Source organism: Burkholderia sp. KBS0801 (genome assembly GCF_005937855.2).
Taxonomy (GTDB): Bacteria; Pseudomonadota; Gammaproteobacteria; order Burkholderiales; family Burkholderiaceae; genus Burkholderia; species Burkholderia ambifaria.
The window spans coordinates 3378244-3394376 of record NZ_CP042177.1; the positions used below are offsets into that span (position 1 = coordinate 3378244).

The 16133-nt window shown below is 70.5% G+C and carries 15 protein-coding genes; 7 read left to right on the forward strand and 8 right to left on the reverse strand.

All coding sequences use genetic code 11. The features are described from left to right. Positions 1-78 precede the first annotated feature (78 nt). The 6 genes from FFI87_RS16105 to fliE form a co-directional block, all read right to left on the reverse strand. Positions 79-813, reverse strand: a complete 735-nt coding sequence (locus tag FFI87_RS16105) for a PepSY-associated TM helix domain-containing protein (protein WP_012364931.1) — start codon at positions 811-813, stop codon at positions 79-81. A 267-nt stretch (positions 814-1080) separates the two neighbouring features. Then, a complete protein-coding gene (locus tag FFI87_RS16110; RefSeq protein WP_006757824.1) occupies positions 1081-1401 on the reverse strand; it encodes an EscU/YscU/HrcU family type III secretion system export apparatus switch protein in 321 nt (106 codons plus the stop codon). Beyond that, positions 1398-2759 carry a flagellar hook-length control protein FliK gene (locus FFI87_RS16115; RefSeq protein ID WP_138847004.1) on the reverse strand — a complete coding sequence of 454 codons (1362 nt, stop codon included), beginning with the start codon at positions 2757-2759 and terminating at the stop codon, positions 1398-1400. The genes FFI87_RS16110 and FFI87_RS16115 overlap by 4 nt, the downstream gene beginning before the upstream one ends. Positions 2760-2832: 73 nt before the next feature. Next, positions 2833-3165 carry a flagellar protein FliT gene (locus tag FFI87_RS16120; RefSeq protein ID WP_006756024.1) on the reverse strand — a complete coding sequence of 111 codons (333 nt, stop codon included), beginning with the start codon at positions 3163-3165 and terminating at the stop codon, positions 2833-2835. Beyond that, complete coding sequence (gene fliS, locus FFI87_RS16125; RefSeq protein WP_006756023.1) at positions 3162-3596, reverse strand: flagellar export chaperone FliS; 435 nt, start codon at positions 3594-3596, stop codon at positions 3162-3164. Before fliS ends, FFI87_RS16120 begins: the two co-directional genes overlap by 4 nt. 148 nt (positions 3597-3744) lie before the next feature. Further along, positions 3745-4089 (reverse strand): flagellar hook-basal body complex protein FliE, encoded by a 345-nt coding sequence (fliE, locus tag FFI87_RS16130; RefSeq protein ID WP_006761724.1) that lies wholly within the window; start codon positions 4087-4089, stop codon positions 3745-3747. A gap of 249 nt (positions 4090-4338) precedes the next feature. Between fliE and fliF the strand changes: the two genes are divergently transcribed. Genes fliF through FFI87_RS16160 form a run of 6 tightly spaced genes read left to right on the forward strand, consistent with a single transcriptional unit; the run spans position 4339 to position 11161 of the window. After that, entirely contained in the window at positions 4339-6102 is a 1764-nt protein-coding gene (gene fliF, locus FFI87_RS16135) for a flagellar basal-body MS-ring/collar protein FliF (protein ID WP_138847003.1), read from the forward strand. Then, a complete protein-coding gene (fliG, locus tag FFI87_RS16140) occupies positions 6092-7087 on the forward strand; it encodes a flagellar motor switch protein FliG (protein ID WP_006753019.1) in 996 nt (331 codons plus the stop codon). Before fliF ends, fliG begins: the two co-directional genes overlap by 11 nt. Then, positions 7080-7763 (forward strand): flagellar assembly protein FliH, encoded by a 684-nt coding sequence (fliH, locus tag FFI87_RS16145; protein WP_138847002.1) that lies wholly within the window; start codon positions 7080-7082, stop codon positions 7761-7763. The genes fliG and fliH overlap by 8 nt, the downstream gene beginning before the upstream one ends. Next, positions 7757-9298 (forward strand): flagellar protein export ATPase FliI, encoded by a 1542-nt coding sequence (gene fliI, locus FFI87_RS16150; protein WP_012364936.1) that lies wholly within the window; start codon positions 7757-7759, stop codon positions 9296-9298. Before fliH ends, fliI begins: the two co-directional genes overlap by 7 nt. A gap of 5 nt (positions 9299-9303) precedes the next feature. Then, positions 9304-9762, forward strand: a complete 459-nt coding sequence (fliJ, locus tag FFI87_RS16155) for a flagellar export protein FliJ (protein ID WP_006753016.1) — start codon at positions 9304-9306, stop codon at positions 9760-9762. Between the two features lie 31 nt (positions 9763-9793). After that, the gene (locus FFI87_RS16160) at positions 9794-11161 is read left to right on the forward strand and encodes a flagellar hook-length control protein FliK (protein WP_138847001.1); all 1368 of its coding nucleotides are present in this window, start codon (positions 9794-9796) and stop codon (positions 11159-11161) included. A 33-nt stretch (positions 11162-11194) separates the two neighbouring features. Here the strand turns inward: FFI87_RS16160 and FFI87_RS16165 are convergent, their stop codons facing one another. Next, positions 11195-12844 (reverse strand): GMC family oxidoreductase, encoded by a 1650-nt coding sequence (locus tag FFI87_RS16165; protein ID WP_138847000.1) that lies wholly within the window; start codon positions 12842-12844, stop codon positions 11195-11197. A gap of 720 nt (positions 12845-13564) precedes the next feature. Here FFI87_RS16165 and FFI87_RS16170 point away from each other — a divergent pair. After that, positions 13565-15007 (forward strand): coniferyl aldehyde dehydrogenase, encoded by a 1443-nt coding sequence (locus FFI87_RS16170; RefSeq protein ID WP_138846999.1) that lies wholly within the window; start codon positions 13565-13567, stop codon positions 15005-15007. A gap of 82 nt (positions 15008-15089) precedes the next feature. On the opposite strand, the gene FFI87_RS16175 is transcribed toward FFI87_RS16170, so the two are convergent. Continuing rightward, on the reverse strand, positions 15090-16112 hold the full coding sequence (locus FFI87_RS16175; protein ID WP_138846998.1) for a serine/threonine protein kinase: 1023 nt from the start codon (positions 16110-16112) through the stop codon (positions 15090-15092). Positions 16113-16133 lie beyond the last annotated feature (21 nt).

Below are 16133 nucleotides of genomic sequence, written 5' to 3' on the forward strand. Positions count from 1 at the left end.
CGGCCGACACGCCGGATGCGCGCATCGCGCGCCGGCACCGGGCCGGCGCGTTTAAACCGTTACGTCAGGTACGTTACGTCAGGCAAGGCCCGCGGCGAGCGCCGCGGCGACCGAGCCGACCACCAGCACGACGCCGACCGTGCGGCGCTTGTTCAGCTCCGTCCACAGCAGCACGCCCGTCAGCGACAACAGGATCAGCGAACCCGCGATCGTGTCCATCAGCAGCACCCAGCCGAGATTCATGCCGACGCCGCGATGCAGGTTGTTCAGCGTCGTCAGGAACGTGTTGCCGGTGCGCTTCACCGACACGTAGCCGTTGCCGACCCAGTATTCGGCCTGCAGGTTCTGGTGCGGCCCGAACAGCCCCATCTGCCAGTGCTCGGGCTGCATCACGCGCTTGTCGCCCCACGCGACCGGCTGCGCGGGTTCCTTGCGCACACGGCCCGGCCGGCCGTCGAAGTGCAGTTCGTGCTGCAGCCACTTCGTCATCGCCGCGGGCGACTTCGGCGCCGGGTCCGGCAACGCGATCTGCATCTGTTCGACCTGCGGTTCGCCGGTCGAGATCTTCAGCGGCGGCGCACGGTGGTTGAGCAGCACGCCCGTCACGCCGAACAGCAGCCCGAGCACCGCGCCCCATAGCCCGACCCAGCCGTGCACTTTGCGCAGCCATTTGATGAAAGTCGCGCGGCGCGAACGCTGGCGGCGCGCCGCCAGTTCGGCGTCGCTCAGCGGACGTGCGGCCGGATGCGGCACGGTGAGGTCCGCGGGAGGCATGCCCGCCTGCGGCGGGGCGATCGTTTCGGGCGCGTTCACGCGAGAAGGTCCATTCGTTCAAAGCAACGGGCGACGCACGGAAAACGCGCGTCGCCCGGATAACGTGAAAATGAGAATGGATATCATTACACAAATGACGCGACGGCTCAATCTGTCCGCGCACGGCAGGCGGGCCGACAAACTCCGGCGATGACCGATAAAGCAGGCGGATTGCGCACCGATCGCTGGCAATAGAATAAAAATACCGACGAAATGATTGCGAAAGACTGCGACAGCCATTCGCAAGAAACCCGACCGTCGAATACTTCAGCGGCGCAGCGGCGGCAGCGGAAAGCGCGGCGCGGCGTCGCCCGGCCCGGGCTCGGCGCGATCGAGCGAATACAGCCACGCGAGCAGGTCAGCAACCGCCTGGTAAAGCTGCGGCGGAATCCGGTCGTCGAGGTCGACCTGCATCAGCAGCGACACCATCTCCGGCGCGGTATGCACGTACAGCCCCGCATCGCGTGCCCGGGCGACGATCATCTCGGCGAGCAGGCCGTATCCCTTCGCGACCACGCGCGGCGCGGCATCGCCGCCTTTCGGATCGTAGACGAGCGCGGCCGCGCGCTTGCGGGACGCCATGCTCATCGCGGCGTCTCGTCGTCGGCGCCTGGCGTGCCGCCAGGCGCGCTGCGCGCATACGCGGCGGCGGCCGCGTGCGCGACGAGCGGGTCGAAGCCGTCCGGTTCGTCGCCGACCGCGCGGATCGACAATCCGCCGAGCCGCAGCCCCGAACCCTCGAACCGCTGCCGCAGCGCGGCCTCGTGGCGCGTGAGCCGGTCGGCGCCCGCCGAATTCGCGCGCAGCCGCGCGACGAGCTGCGCGCCGTTCAACACCAGTTCCGCGTCGACCGTCCCGAGCGACGGCAGCGTCAGCGTCAGCCGCGTGCGCCACGCGATCCCGTCCCCCGCATCGTCGCCGCCGCGCGACGCGTGGCCGCTGGAATCATCGGGCTCGATCGTCCAGTCGAGCCGCGCGCCGGGCCATGCCTCGCCCGCCCAGCGGAACTGGTCGGTCGCCAGCGCATCGAGCTGCTGCCGCACGATCGGCACGGCGGCCGGATGCACGGGAGCAGCCGATGCCTGCGCCTGCGGATCGGCCGACGCGGCGGCCAGTTCGGCGCGCGCGGGCGTCCAGTGCACGTCGGGATGGTCGCCGAGCGGGTCGGTCGTTGTGGCCGCGCTCGACGCCATGCTCGGCCGGACGACCGCCGGCGCGTTCTGCGCGGGAGCGAGCGAGTGCGGAGCCGCACCGCCCGGCGCGGGCGCGCCCGGCTGCACGGCGGTTCGCGCGGCCGCCGGCAGCGGCAGACGCTGCGCGAGCAGTTCGTCGAGCACATCGGGCGCGTCTTGCTGCGCGGCATCCGGGGCCGGCTGCACCGGCTCGGCCGTGAGGCGCGCCTGCGGCTCGCGCATCAGCGCGGCGAGCGGGCGCTGGCCGGCCAGCCACTGCGCGAGATGGGATTCGTAAAAGAGGCCGCTTTCGCTCACGGCCTGCGCGAGCGCCGCGCGCAGCGCGGCGACGGGCGGCGCGTCCGACGCGGCGCGCGCGGCCGCGACGTCGGAGGCCGGCAATGCAGCGGAAGAAGATGCGACAGACGCAGCAGGACCAGCGGCCGGCCGCGCGTCGAGCGGCACGGCCGCCGCGCTCAGCAGCACGGACGGATCGGCCAGCAGCGGCGTACGTCCGGCGATCACGGGCGTCGCGGCCCCGCCCGAGCGCGAGATCGCGTCGAGCACGAGCGCGACGTCGGACAACGCGGTCTGCGCGGATGCCGGCGGAGCGACCGGCGAGCCGCCCGCCGGCGCCGCGGACGATGCGCCGGCGCCGGGCGTGCCGACCTGCGACGCCGCCCCGCCGCCGGCCGACGGCGACACGGTGCCGCTCAGCAGGCTGTCGAGGCGGCTCGCCAGCAGGGCGGCCGCAACGGAGTCGATACCGGTCATGATCGGAGCCTGCTCACCTCAGCCACATCGTTGCGAAGCCGGGCGCGACAACCGCCGCGCCGGCAAACGGGCACTAGCCGCGCGCGCGGTAGAGATCGGTCAATACCTTGGTCGAGCGCCGCGCCTCGAACAGCGCGGACAGCCGCGCGACTTCCGGGCTCGCGAGATCGCGGATCGCGGCGTCGTCGGCGAGGATGCGGCGGATCAGCCCGAGCTTGCGGCCGAGGTCCGATTCGTCGAGCGCGACGCCCGGATCGGCCTCCTTCAGCCCGTCGACGAGCCGCAGGAATTCGGCCTGCAACTCCGGCAGCGCGCTCCAGTCGGCACCGCGTGCCGCGCTCAGCATGCGGCCCGACACGGCCGCGAGCGCCTCGTAGCGGGCGAAGTATTCGGCCTTGAGATTCATCGCGCCGCGTCCGCCGCCTGTTGCGCGGTCATCCGCGCGACTTCGGGGGCGATGCCCGTCCACGCTTCCTCGAGGGTGGCGAGCAGTCCATCGACCTCGACCAGCATCGCGTCGCTCGCGTGCATGTTGGCTTCCAGCAGGCGCCGCACGATATAGGCGTACAGCGCGTCCAGGCGGCCGGCGATCTCGCCGCCCGCATCGCGGTTCAGCGCCGCCTGCAGCCCGCTCTCGACGATCCCGATCGCCTTGCCGATCGCTTCGCCGCGTGCGGGCACGTTGCCCTGCTGCAGGTGCATGCGCGCGAGCGCGATGGCCTGCCGCGCGCCCTGGTACAGCATCGCGATCAGCCGGTGCGGGGAGGCGCCCATCACCCCCGTCTCGACGCCGACACGCGCGTACGCACTGGCTCCAGCGTGTCCTGGGGAAAACATGCGCTTCTTCTCCTTGTGATGCGTTGGCTATGCGGAAGCCGCCGCCCTGCGTTGCACGACGCGGCCTTGTACCGGAGTTATCGGAAGGGAATTGAAAAGCTTTAGGCGCGCGGGCCGCCAGCCCGGCCGCCGCGGCGTGACCGGCTCGTCACACCGACATCTGCATGATGTCGTTGTACGCGCTCACGAGCTTGTTGCGGACCTGGAGCCCGAACTGGAAGCCGATGTTGGCCTTCTGCATGTCGACCATCACGTCGTTCAGCGACACGTTGGCCGCGCCGACCTCGAACGCCTGCGCCTCGCCGAGCGCGTGCTGCTGGTCGCCGCTGATCTTGTCGAGCGACGCCTTCATCGCGCTCGCGAACGTGCCGGCCGTCGCGGCGCCCGAGCCGGCGAGCGCCGCCGTCGGGCTCGCGACGCCGCCGCCCGCCTGCGCGGCCATCGCCTGCATCTGTTGCAACACCGAACCGATTCCGCTGACGTTGGCAGTCATGCTGTCCCCACACATAAGAGAAGAGACCCGGGCCCACCGGGCGTTTGCGCCGGCGCCGCACCACGCGCACCATGCCGGATCGCGAAAAAGGATAGCAGCGCGGCGCCCGCCAAAGCCGCGAAAGTACGGGGGAAACCCCGCTCTTTTCGGTCGATCGGAGTCGCGCCCGGATCCCGATAATCGCAACGTGTCATTGTCCGTCCGCTCGTCCGAGCGGCTCAGTCGTCCCGCTCCGGAGAAACTCCACGCATGGATTCGCAGGCCAACTCGCTGATCAACCCCGACGCCCGCACGGGCCTCGCCAGCCCGGTGCCAGGCGCCACCGCGGCCGCCGCGTTGCCGGGAGCAGGCGGCGCCGGCGCGGACTTCGGGTTCGGCGGTTTCGCGGAACGCATCCCCGGCATTTCGCGGATGAAGGGCAACCCGAAGCTGCCGTTCGTGATCGCCGTCGCGTTCGCGATCGCCGCGATCACCGCGCTCGTGCTGTGGAGCCGCGCGCCCGACTATCGCGTGCTGTACAGCAACCTGTCGGACCGCGACGGCGGCGCGATCATCACCGCGCTCCAGCAGGCCAACGTTCCGTACAAGTTCGCCGACGCCGGCGGCGCGATCCTCGTGCCGTCGAACCAGGTGCATGAAACGCGCCTGAAGCTCGCCGCGCTGGGCCTGCCCAAGGGCGGCTCGGTCGGCTTCGAGCTGATGGACAACCAGAAATTCGGCATCAGCCAGTTCGCCGAGCAGGTGAACTACCAGCGCGCGCTCGAAGGCGAGCTGCAGCGCACGATCGAATCGATCAACGCGGTGCGCGGCGCGCGCGTGCATCTCGCGATCCCGAAGCCGTCGGTGTTCGTGCGCGACAAGGAAGCGCCGAGCGCGTCGGTGTTCGTCGACCTCTACCCGGGCCGCGTGCTCGACGAGGGCCAGGTGCAGGCGATCACGCGGATGGTGTCGTCCGGCGTGCCCGACATGCCGGCGAAGAACGTGACGATCGTCGACCAGGACGGCAACCTGCTGACGCAGACCGCGTCGGCCTCCGGCCTCGACGCGAGCCAGCTCAAGTACGTGCAGCAGGTCGAGCGCAATACGCAGAAGCGCATCGATGCGATCCTCGCGCCGATCTTCGGCACCGGCAACGCGCGCTCGCAGGTCAGCGCCGACATCGACTTCTCGAAGCTCGAGCAGACTTCGGAAAGCTACGGCCCGAACGGCACGCCGCAGCAGGCCGCGATCCGCAGCCAGCAGACCAGCAGCGCGACCGAGCTCGCGCAGGGCGGCGCATCGGGCGTGCCGGGCGCGCTGTCGAACACGCCGCCGCAGCCGGCCTCCGCGCCGATCGTCGCCGGCAACGGCCAGAACGGCGCGCAGTCGACGCCCGTCAGCGACCGCAAGGACCAGACCACCAACTACGAGCTCGACAAGACGATCCGCCACGTCGAGCAGCCGATGGGCAACGTGAAGCGGCTGTCGGTCGCCGTCGTCGTCAACTACCAGCCGGTCGCCGACGCGAAGGGCCACGTGACGATGCAGCCGCTGCCGCCGCCCAAGCTCGCGCAGGTCGAGCAGCTCGTGAAGGACGCGATGGGCTACGACGAGAAGCGCGGCGATTCGGTGAACGTCGTGAACAGCGCGTTCTCGAGCGTCGGCGATCCGTACGCCGACCTGCCGTGGTGGCGCCAGCCGGACATGATCGCGATGGCGAAGGAAGCCGCGAAGTGGCTCGGCATCGCGGCAGCCGCGGCGGCGCTCTATTTCATGTTCGTGCGCCCGGCGATGCGCCGCGCGTTCCCGCCGCCCGAGCCGGTCGCCCCGGCGCTCGCGGCGCCGGACGATCCGGTCGCGCTCGACGGCCTGCCCGCCCCGGACAAGGCCGACGAGCCCGATCCGCTGCTGCTCGGCTTCGAGAACGAAAAGAACCGCTACGAACGCAACCTCGACTACGCGCGCACGATCGCCCGCCAGGATCCGAAGATCGTCGCCACCGTCGTGAAGAACTGGGTGTCCGATGAACGCTGAAGGCCTGACCAAGAGCGCGCTGCTGCTGATGTCGATCGGCGAGGAAGAGGCCGCTGAAGTATTCAAGTTCCTCGCGCCGCGCGAGGTGCAGAAGATCGGCGCCGCGATGGCCGCGCTGAAGAACGTCACGCGCGAGCAGGTCGAGGGCGTGCTGCAGGAGTTCGCGAAGGAAGCCGAGCAGCACACCGCGCTGTCGCTCGATTCCAGCGAGTACATCCGCTCGGTGCTGACCAAGGCGCTCGGCGAGGACAAGGCCGGCGTGCTGATCGACCGGATCCTGCAGGGCAGCGACACGAGCGGCATCGAGGGCCTGAAGTGGATGGACTCGGGCGCGGTGGCCGAACTGATCAAGAACGAGCATCCGCAGATCATCGCGACGATCCTCGTGCATCTCGACCGCGACCAGGCGTCCGAGATCGCGTCGTGCTTCACCGAGCGGCTGCGCAACGACGTGCTGCTGCGGATCGCGACGCTCGACGGCATCCAGCCGGCCGCGCTGCGCGAGCTCGACGACGTGCTCACCGGCCTGCTGTCCGGCAGCGACAACCTGAAGCGCAGCCCGATGGGCGGCATCCGCACCGCGGCCGAGATCCTCAACTTCATGACGAGCAATCATGAGGAAGGCGTGCTCGAAAGCGTGCGCCAGTACGACGCCGACCTCGCGCAGAAGATCGTCGACCAGATGTTCGTGTTCGAGAACCTGCTCGACCTCGAGGATCGCGCGATCCAGATGGTGCTGAAGGAAGTCGAGTCGGAAACGCTGATCATCGCGCTGAAGGGCGCGCCGCCCGCGCTGCGCCAGAAGTTCCTCGCGAACATGTCGCAACGCGCGGCCGAACTGCTCGCGGAGGATCTCGACGCGCGGGGCCCGGTGCGCGTGTCGGAAGTCGAGACGCAGCAGCGCCGCATCCTGCAGATCGTGCGCAACCTCGCCGAGAGCGGTCAGATCGTGATCGGCGGCAAGGCGGAAGACGCATATGTCTGATTCCGTGCGCGATCGGGCCGCCACCCTCACCGCGTACCAGCGGTGGGAGATGGCGTCGTTCGATCCGCCGCCGCCCCCGCCGCCGCCCGACGACGCGGCCGCGGCCGCCGCCGCGCTCGCCGAGGAACTGCAGCGCGTGCGCGACGCCGCGCATGCCGAAGGCCATGCGGCCGGTCACGTCGAAGGCCAGGCGCTGGGTTACCAGGCCGGTTTCGACCAGGGCCGCAAGCAGGGTTTCGAGGCCGGGCAGGCCGAAGCCCGCGAACAGGCCGCGCAGCTCGCGGCGCTCGCCGCCTCGTTCCGCGAAGCCGTGTCGAGTGTCGAGCACGATCTCGCGTCCGATCTCGCGCAGCTCGCGCTCGACATCGCGCAGCAGGTCGTGCGTCAGCACGTGAAGCACGATCCCGCGGCGCTCGTCGCGGCCGTGCGCGACGTGCTCGCCGCCGAACCGGCGTTGTCCGGCGCGCCGCACCTCGCGGTGAATCCGGCCGACCTGCCCGTCGTCGAAGCCTATCTGCAGGACGATCTCGATACACTCGGCTGGACCGTGCGCACCGACACGTCGATCGAGCGCGGCGGCTGCCGCGCGCACGCCGCGACGGGCGAGGTCGACGCGACGCTGCCCACCCGCTGGCAGCGCGTCGCCGCCGCGATCGGCAAGGTGAGCGCATGGTGACGCCCACGCCCGAATCGATCCTGTACGACGGAATGACGCCGCTCGAGCGCGAACTCGCGCTCGCGTCGTTCGGCCCCGACGGCGCGCATGACGCGGCACACGGCGCCGCTCCGCACGCGGCACCCGCTGCGGACGAGGCGCCGCGCGCCCCGCACAATCCGCATCTCGCGCACTGGCGCACGCACCTGAACGGGCTCGCGACGCGCAGCCACCGCGCGCTGCCGCTGCGGCCGTGCGGGCGCCTCACGCGCGCCGCGGGCCTCGTGCTCGAGGCGATCGGGCTGCGCCTGTCGGTCGGCGCCGAATGCACGATCGAACTGCCGCCCGGCAGCACGCTGCCGCACGCGGAAGCGGAAGTCGTCGGGTTCTCCGGCGATCGCCTGTTCCTGATGCCGACCACCGACGTCGCGGGCGTGCTGCCCGGCGCGCGCGTGTGGCCGCGCGAAAGCGCGCCCGTCGCCGATCCGCTCGCGGGCGCCAAACGGCTGCCGGTCGGCTGGGAGATGCTCGGGCGTGTCGTCGATGCGTCGGGCCGCCCGCTCGACGGCCTCGGCCCGCTGGCGTCGAAGGTCGACGCTTCGCTGTCGGCGCCGTCGATCAACCCGCTCGATCGCGAGCCGATCCACCACGTGCTCGACGTCGGCGTGCGCGCGATCAACGCGCTGCTCACCGTCGGCCGCGGGCAGCGGATGGGCCTGTTCGCGGGTTCCGGCGTCGGCAAGTCGGTGCTGCTCGGCACGATGGCGCGCTACACCAGCGCGGAAGTGATCGTGATCGGGCTGATCGGCGAACGCGGCCGCGAAGTGAAGGAATTCATCGAACAGATCCTCGGCGAGGACGGGCTCGCGCGCTCGGTCGTCGTCGCGGCGCCGGCCGACGTGTCGCCGCTGCTGCGCATGCAGGGCGCCGCCTACGCGACCTCGCTCGCCGAGTATTTCCGCGACCAGGGCAAGCACGTGCTGCTGCTGATGGATTCGCTGACGCGCTACGCGATGGCGCAGCGCGAGATCGCGCTCGCGATCGGCGAGCCGCCCGCGACCAAGGGCTATCCGCCGTCGGTGTTCGCGAAGCTGCCCGCGCTCGTCGAGCGCACCGGCAACGGGCCCGAAGGCGGCGGCTCGATCACCGCGTTCTACACGGTGCTGACCGAAGGCGACGACCAGCAGGACCCGATCGCCGACTCGGCGCGCGCGATCCTCGACGGCCATATCGTGCTGTCGCGCGCGCTCGCCGAGGCCGGCCACTATCCGGCGATCGACATCGAGGCGTCGATCAGCCGCGCGATGACCGCGCTGATCGACGAAACGCATCTCGACCGCGTGCGGCAGTTCAAGCAGATGCTGTCGCGCTACCAGCGCAATCGCGACCTGATCGCGGTCGGCGCGTATGCACCGGGCCGCGACGCGCAGCTCGACCGCGCGATCGCGCTCTATCCGCGCATCGAATCGTTCCTGCAGCAGGGCTTTCGCGAATGCGCGCCGTTCGCGTCGAGCCTCGCCGGGCTCGATGCGCTGTTCGACGTACACGGAGGCTGATTCCGATGGCACACGGCTTTCCCCTTCAACTGCTGCTCGACCGCGCGCAGGAAGATCTCGACACGGCCACGAAGCAGCTCGGCACCGCGCAGCGCGACCGCACCGCGGCCGCCGAACAGCTCGACGCGCTGCTGCGCTATCGCGACGAATACCACGCGCGCTTTTCGCAGTCCGCTCAGCACGGGATGCCGGCCGGCAACTGGCGCAATTTCCAGGCGTTCATCGATACGCTCGACGCGGCGATCGCGCAGCAGCGCAACGTGCTGGCCGCGGCCGAACTGCGCATCGACGAGGCGCGCCCGAACTGGCAACAGAAGAAACGCACCGTCGGTTCATACGAAACCCTGCAGGCGCGCGGCGTCGCGCAGGAAACGCAGCGTGCCGCGAAGCGCGAACAGCGCGACGCCGACGAACACGCCGCGAAGATTCTGCGCATGCGGGCCGACGCGGCCCGCTCGGCGTAACCGCTCACCGCTTTCGAACGAGAGAATCGCCATGCCTCCCCTGCCCCTGCTCGGCGCGCTGCTCGACACCGCCGGCACCGCCATCAAGGCCGTCCGCGGCGCGGGTTCGTCCGCCGCCGCGACGTCCGCCGGCAACGATGCCGCAACCAGCCCGGCCGCCGTGCCGTTCGCGCAGACGCTGAAGCAAAGCGTCGGCACACGGCACGACACGGCGAATGCCGGCAAGCCGGATACCGCGACGCAACAGGCGTCGTCGACGTCGCCCGCCGGCGCGAAGCCCGCCGACCGCGTCGACGACAAGCCGACCGACGACGCGAATGCAACGCCCAATGCCGACGCCGCCGCGCTCGCCGCGGCCGCCGCCGTTCAGGCGCAACTGCAGGCGCGCGTGAACGACGCGGCGCCGGCCGGCGCCGCTGCCGATACCGCCGCCACGGCCGCGCAAACGACGGCCGTGTCCGGCCAGCCCGATGCCACGGCCGCGCTGACGAATCATGCAAGCAAGGATGCGGCCGCCGACCCGGCGTTGCCGGCGTCGGGTCGCGAAGCGCTGCAAGCTGCGCTGGCGAAACTGACGGGCGGCGCGGGTGCGATCGCGATGCCCGCGACGGGCACGGCAGCAGCAACGGCCGCGACAGCGCCGGCATCGACGACGTCCGCATCGGCCGCCGCCGCGCCGCTGACGCCGAAAGTCCCGACCTTCGACCGCACGCTCGCCGACGCGAAAGGCGCGCTCGCGACGCAGCCGACGCCCACGCAAGCGACCGCCCAGGCGCTGCAGGCCGGCGCCACCGGCCAGCCGGCCGCGCATGCGCTCGCGGCCACCGAGGAAGCTGCCAGCCCGGCCGCCGACGCATCGGTCGCCGCCGCCGCGACGGCTGCAGCAGCCGCGCAGGCTAATCTCCAGGCATCGCCCGCCGCGAGCTCGCTCGCCGCGGCCAACGCCCATGTGCTGGCCCCGCATGTCGGCACCGCCGACTGGACCGACGCGCTGAGCCAGAAGGTCGTGTTCCTGTCGAATGCGCATCAGCAGAGCGCCGAGCTGACGCTGAACCCGCCGGACCTCGGCCCGCTGCAGGTCGTGCTGCGTGTCGCGGACAATCACGCGCATGCGCTGTTCGTCTCGCAGCACGCGCAGGTGCGCGACGCGGTCGAAGCCGCGCTGCCGAAGCTGCGCGAAGCGATGGAAGCGGGCGGGCTCGGCCTGGGCAGCGCGACCGTCAGCGACGGCGGCTTCGCGTCGCAGCAGCAGAACCCACAACAGAGCTTCGCCGGCGGCCGGCCGTCGCCGCGCGCACGCGCCGGATCGTCAGCCGTCGACGCACCGGTCGACGCTGCGCAATCCGCAGCGGCCGGCGCGAGCGTGAGCCGCGCGGGCCTCGTCGATACGTTCGCCTGAGCATCGCGCCGCTCGCGTGCCGGTGCGCGCCGCTCAGCGGCCGTGCACCGCCGCGGCCGCCTCGCCGCGCGGCACCGCGCCCTTGCGCGTCGCGACGATGAAGTCCGCCGCGCGTTCGCCGATCATCACCGACGGCGCATTCGTGTTCCCGCCGATCAGCGTCGGCATCACCGACGCGTCCACCACCCGCAGCCCGTCGACACCTCGCACGCGCAGTTGCGGATCCACGACCGCGCGCACATCCGAACCCATCCGGCAGGTGCCGACCGGGTGATAGATCGTGTCGGCGTGCGCGACGATCGTCGCGCGCAGCTCGGCTTCGCTCTGGTCCACCCGCGTGTACAGCTCGCGCCCGCCCTGCGACGCGAGCGGCGCCTGCGACAGGATTCGGCGCATCGCCTGCGCACCGCGCACGAGCAGGTCGAGATCGTGCGTATCGCTGAAGAAGCGCGGATCGATCAGCGGCGCGTCGCGCGCATCGCCGCTCGCGAGGGCGACCGTGCCACGGCTGAACGGGCGCAGCGCGCACACGTGCAGCGAATAGCCGAAGCCCCAGTGCATCTTGCGGTTGTGGTCGTCGACCAGCGCCGTGCAGAAATGGAGTTGCAGGTCAGGTCGGTCGAGCGACGGATCGCTCTTGATGAAGCCGCCGGCCTCCGCGACGTTGCTCGTCATCATCCCCGTGCGGCTCGAGAAATAGCGCGCGAGCGCCGGCGTCATTTTCGCGAGGCCGCGCAGGCAGATGCCGACCAGCTCCGATGAATTCACGCGCGTGTTGATGATGAAGTCGATATGGTCGATCAGGTTGGCGCCGACGTCCGGCGCGTCCTGCACGATCGCGATCCCGTGCCGGCGCAGCTGCTCCGCCGGACCGATCCCCGAGCACATCAGCAGCTGCGGCGAATTGAACGCGCCGGCCGACAGGATCACCTCCGCCCGCGCGCCGAGCGTCTCGACGCGTCCGTCGCGCGACACCACGACGCCGACCGCGCGCTTGCCGTCGAAGCCCACGCGCAGCACCGTCGCATCGGTAATCACATGCAGGTTCGGCCGGTTGCGGCCATAGATATACGCACGCGCGACGCTGCAGCGCGAGCCGTCGCGATGCGTGACCTGATAGAAGCCGACGCCTTCCTGCGTCGCGCCGTTGAAATCGTTGTTCAGCGGATAGCCGGCCGCGTGCGCGGCCTGGATGAATCGTTCGGAGAACGGATTGCGAAAGCGCAGATCGGAAACCGTCAACGGGCCGTCCGCGCCGTGCCATGCATCGGCGCCGCGCTCGTTGCCTTCCGCGCGGCGGAAATACGGCAGCACGTCCTGCCAGCCCCAGCCCGTTGCGCCGAGCTGGGCCCACTCGTCGTAGTCGCCCGGATGGCCGCGCGTGTAGATCATCGCGTTGATCGCGCTCGAGCCGCCCATTCCGCGCCCGCGCGGCTGGTAGCCGCGACGGCCGCCGAGGCCCGGCTGCGGCACCGTCTCGTAACCGTAGTTCGTGCCGAGCTTGAACGGCACGAGCGCGGCGATCCCCACCGGCATGTTGACGAGCAGGTTGCGCTCCGTGTGCGGGCCGGCCTCGATCAGCGCGATCGTCGCGTCGGGGCATGCATCGGCGAGGCGGCTGGCGACGCTCGAGCCGCCCGATCCGCCCGATCCGCCGCCAACGATGATGTAGTCGTATTGCATGTCACGTCTCCTTCGTGTCATGAACGGCGCCCGGCGCGGCCGGCTCCCGCTTGTAATGTTCGGGCATTGTAGGAATGGCCGTCGCGCGCGCGGCACGCCGATTCAAGAGCGATTCCTCTAAACGCCCGCGTGAACTAAATTTAAGATGTATCGATCGATGCGACGCGATGCACCGGCCGCGAGAAGCCGCGCCGTCGTGAAACTGGGGAGACGATGATGCAGCGCGACGTTCTGCAGGCCGCGTGCCGACCGGGTGGTCCGGACGCACCGCGCGCGGCCCGCATTTCATTTCAAACGGACGCCCAAATGGTTGCGACCGGCACCGTGCGCGCGGACGGTCGAAATCGAACGACGCAACGTATGGCCGACCGTTTGGATGGCCCGTCGAATGAGCGATCCGACCTGCCGGTGCGCAGGTCGCCGCGCGCATCGCGCCGCCCTGCTTCGGTGTGCGCGCAAGCGCCCGCTGCGTGCCATCGCGCGGCAGCCGGAAATCGCATCGGGCCGTACGCGCGCACCCTGCCACCCCGTTTTCCGACGCGAACACCGTCGCGCGGATGCGACGCTTGCCGCACGCCGCACCCTGTTTTCACCCGCGCATCGCATCCGGCCCCGCGCCGCGCGACGCGCGCCACCCTGATCCGCCCCGCCACGCGCGCCGAGCGCTCACGTGCGGCCTGACTGCTGGCCGACGTGCCACGCCCCACTGGAGGAGACGACATGAAGAACGACCTGCCCGAACTGGCCCCGCAAGCGCTGCCGTCGGTCGATGCGCTGACGGCGCTGCTGCGCGATCAGCGCGCGGCCTACCTGCGCACGCCCTATCCGGAGTGGGACACCCGTTCGCAGCACCTGCGCGCGCTGCGCACGATGCTGCTCGATCACGCGGATGCACTCGCCGACGCGATCAGCGCCGACTTCGGCCACCGCGCGAAGCAGGAAGTGCTGCTGTCGGAAATCTGGATGGCGAAGGAAGAGATCGATGATGCGCTCAAGCACGGCAAGCGCTGGATGAAGCCGATCAGCAAGCCGATGAACAAGTGGCTGCGGCCGGCGCGCGCGAAGGTGCTGCCGCAACCGCTCGGCGTGGTCGGCATCGTCGTGCCGTGGAACTATCCGATCCTGCTCGCGGCCGGGCCGCTGATCTGCGCGCTCGCGGCCGGCAACCGCGCGATCATCAAGATGTCCGAACTGACGCCGCGCACGTCGGCGTTGTTCGAGCAACTGATCGCGAAGACCTTCTCGCGCGACCACGTCGCGGTCGTGAACGGCGATGCCGAGATCGGCGCCGCGTTCAGCGCGCTGCCGTTCGATCATCTGCTATTCACCGGCTCGACGCATGTCGGCCGCCACGTGATGCGCGCCGCGGCCGACAATCTCACGCCCGTCACGCTCGAACTCGGCGGCAAGTCGCCCGCGATCATCGGCCCGAATGCGCGCTTCGATGCCGCGGTCGACGCGATCATCGGCGGCAAGACGCTCAACGCGGGCCAGACCTGCATCGCGCCCGACTACGTGCTGCTGCCGCGCGGGATGGAAGCCGCGTTCATCGAGCGCGCGCGGGCGCGCTTCGCCAAGCTTTATCCGGATTTGTCGACCAACGGCGACTACACGACGATCGTGTCGCCGCGCCATTACGCGCGGCTGCAGCAGCTTGCGAACGACGCGCAGGCGGCCGGCGCGCAACTGCATCCGCTATCGGACGCGCAGTCCGATCCCGCGTCGCGCCGCTTCGTGCCGTGCGCGGTCACGCACGTGCCGGCCGCGTCGCAGCTGATGCAGGAGGAAATTTTCGGGCCCTTGCTGCCGCTCGTGCCGTACGAGCGGCTCGACGAGGCGATCGCGTACGTGAATGCGCGCCCGCGCCCGCTCGCGCTGTACCTGTTCGACGAGGATGGCGGCACGGTCGAACGCGTGATGCGCGAAACGATCTCGGGCGGCGTGACCGTCAACGACGCGCTGCTGCACATCGCGTGCGGCACCTTGCCGTTCGGCGGCGTCGGCGCGAGCGGGATGGGTGCGTATCACGGCTACGACGGCTTCGTGACGTTCTCGAAGATGAAGCCCGTGCTCACGCAGGCGCGCCTGAATACCCGAGGGCTGATCGCGCCGCCTTACGGCAGGCGCTTCGCCGCGGTGATCCGGATGATGCTGAAGTTCTGAGCGATGCGGGCCGCGCGCGATGCGTGGCGGCCCGCGCTGAACATGCCGCGCGGCGACGCTGCCGCGCTCGCCGTCACACGGGTCACACGGGCCAGAGCGGCCCTTCCTGCATCGCGCCGATCTGCTCGCGCAGCTCGAGTACGCGTGCTTCCCAGTAGCGATGCGTGTTGAACCACGGGAACGCGGCCGGAAACGCCGGATCGTCCCAGCGGCGCGCAAGCCACGCCGCATAGTGGATCAACCGCAGCGTGCGCAGCGCTTCGACCAGATGCAGCTCGCGCGGCTCGAATTCGCAGAAGTCCTCATAACCGGCGAGCAGATCCGCGAGCGCGCGCGACGCGCCTTCGCGATCGCCCGGCAGCAGCAGCCACAGGTCCTGGACCGCCGGCGCCATCCGGCTGTCGTCGAAGTCGACGAAATGCGGCCCCGCGTCGGTCCACAGCACGTTGCTCGGATGGCAATCGCCGTGCGTGCGCAGCAGGCGAATTTCGCCCGCACGCTCGAACGCGGCCTCGACGCCTTCCAGCGCGAGCGTGACCGCCGTCTCGTACGCGGGTCGTACATCGTCGGGAATGAAATCGTGCGCGAGCAGGTAGTCGCGTGGCTCGTAGCCGAACGTGCGGATGTCGAGCGCCGGACGCGCGACGTAAGGCTGCGTCGCGCCCACCGCGTGAATGCGGCCGATGAAGCGGCCGAGCCATTCGAGCGTGTCGCTGCGGTCGAGATCGGGCGCGCGGCCGCCGCGCCGCTCGAAGATCGAGAAGCGGAAGCCGTCGAACGCGTGCAACGTGCGGCCGTCGAAGGCGGTCGCGGGCACCACCGGAATCTCGCGCGCGGCAAGTTCGGCGACGAATGCGTGTTCTTCGAGGATCGCGTCGTCCGACCATCGCTCGGGCCGGTAGAACTTCGCGACGACGGGCGAGCCGTCTTCGATGCCGACCTGATAGACGCGGTTCTCGTAGCTGTTGAGGGCGAGCATGCGCCCGTCGGTGCGCAGCCCGGCCGGCATCAGCACGCTGTCGAGCGCGTCGAGCACGCACTCGGGCGTGAGGCCGGCGAACGGCGGGCCGGCGGGAGCAGCGGGGGCGGAAGTGGCGTCTGTCATGCCCCGCATTGTGCCGTCAGC

Excerpts from the sequence above, each read along its gene's own strand:
- fliE (WP_006761724.1), bottom strand. The coding sequence starts at position 4,089 with ATGACTGCCAACGTCAGCGGAATCGGTTCGGTGTTGCAACAGATGCAG.
- fliF (WP_138847003.1), top strand. The coding sequence starts at position 4,339 with ATGGATTCGCAGGCCAACTCGCTGATCAACCCCGACGCCCGCACGGGC.
- FFI87_RS16110 (WP_006757824.1), bottom strand. The coding sequence starts at position 1,401 with ATGAGCATGGCGTCCCGCAAGCGCGCGGCCGCGCTCGTCTACGATCCG.
- FFI87_RS16115 (WP_138847004.1), bottom strand. The coding sequence starts at position 2,759 with ATGACCGGTATCGACTCCGTTGCGGCCGCCCTGCTGGCGAGCCGCCTC.
- FFI87_RS16165 (WP_138847000.1), bottom strand. The coding sequence starts at position 12,844 with ATGCAATACGACTACATCATCGTTGGCGGCGGATCGGGCGGATCGGGC.
- fliS (WP_006756023.1), bottom strand. The coding sequence starts at position 3,596 with ATGTTTTCCCCAGGACACGCTGGAGCCAGTGCGTACGCGCGTGTCGGC.
- fliG (WP_006753019.1), top strand. The coding sequence starts at position 6,092 with ATGAACGCTGAAGGCCTGACCAAGAGCGCGCTGCTGCTGATGTCGATC.
- FFI87_RS16170 (WP_138846999.1), top strand. The coding sequence starts at position 13,565 with ATGAAGAACGACCTGCCCGAACTGGCCCCGCAAGCGCTGCCGTCGGTC.
- FFI87_RS16175 (WP_138846998.1), bottom strand. The coding sequence starts at position 16,112 with ATGACAGACGCCACTTCCGCCCCCGCTGCTCCCGCCGGCCCGCCGTTC.
- FFI87_RS16120 (WP_006756024.1), bottom strand. The coding sequence starts at position 3,165 with ATGAATCTCAAGGCCGAATACTTCGCCCGCTACGAGGCGCTCGCGGCC.
- fliJ (WP_006753016.1), top strand. The coding sequence starts at position 9,304 with ATGGCACACGGCTTTCCCCTTCAACTGCTGCTCGACCGCGCGCAGGAA.
- fliI (WP_012364936.1), top strand. The coding sequence starts at position 7,757 with ATGGTGACGCCCACGCCCGAATCGATCCTGTACGACGGAATGACGCCG.
- FFI87_RS16160 (WP_138847001.1), top strand. The coding sequence starts at position 9,794 with ATGCCTCCCCTGCCCCTGCTCGGCGCGCTGCTCGACACCGCCGGCACC.
- fliH (WP_138847002.1), top strand. The coding sequence starts at position 7,080 with ATGTCTGATTCCGTGCGCGATCGGGCCGCCACCCTCACCGCGTACCAG.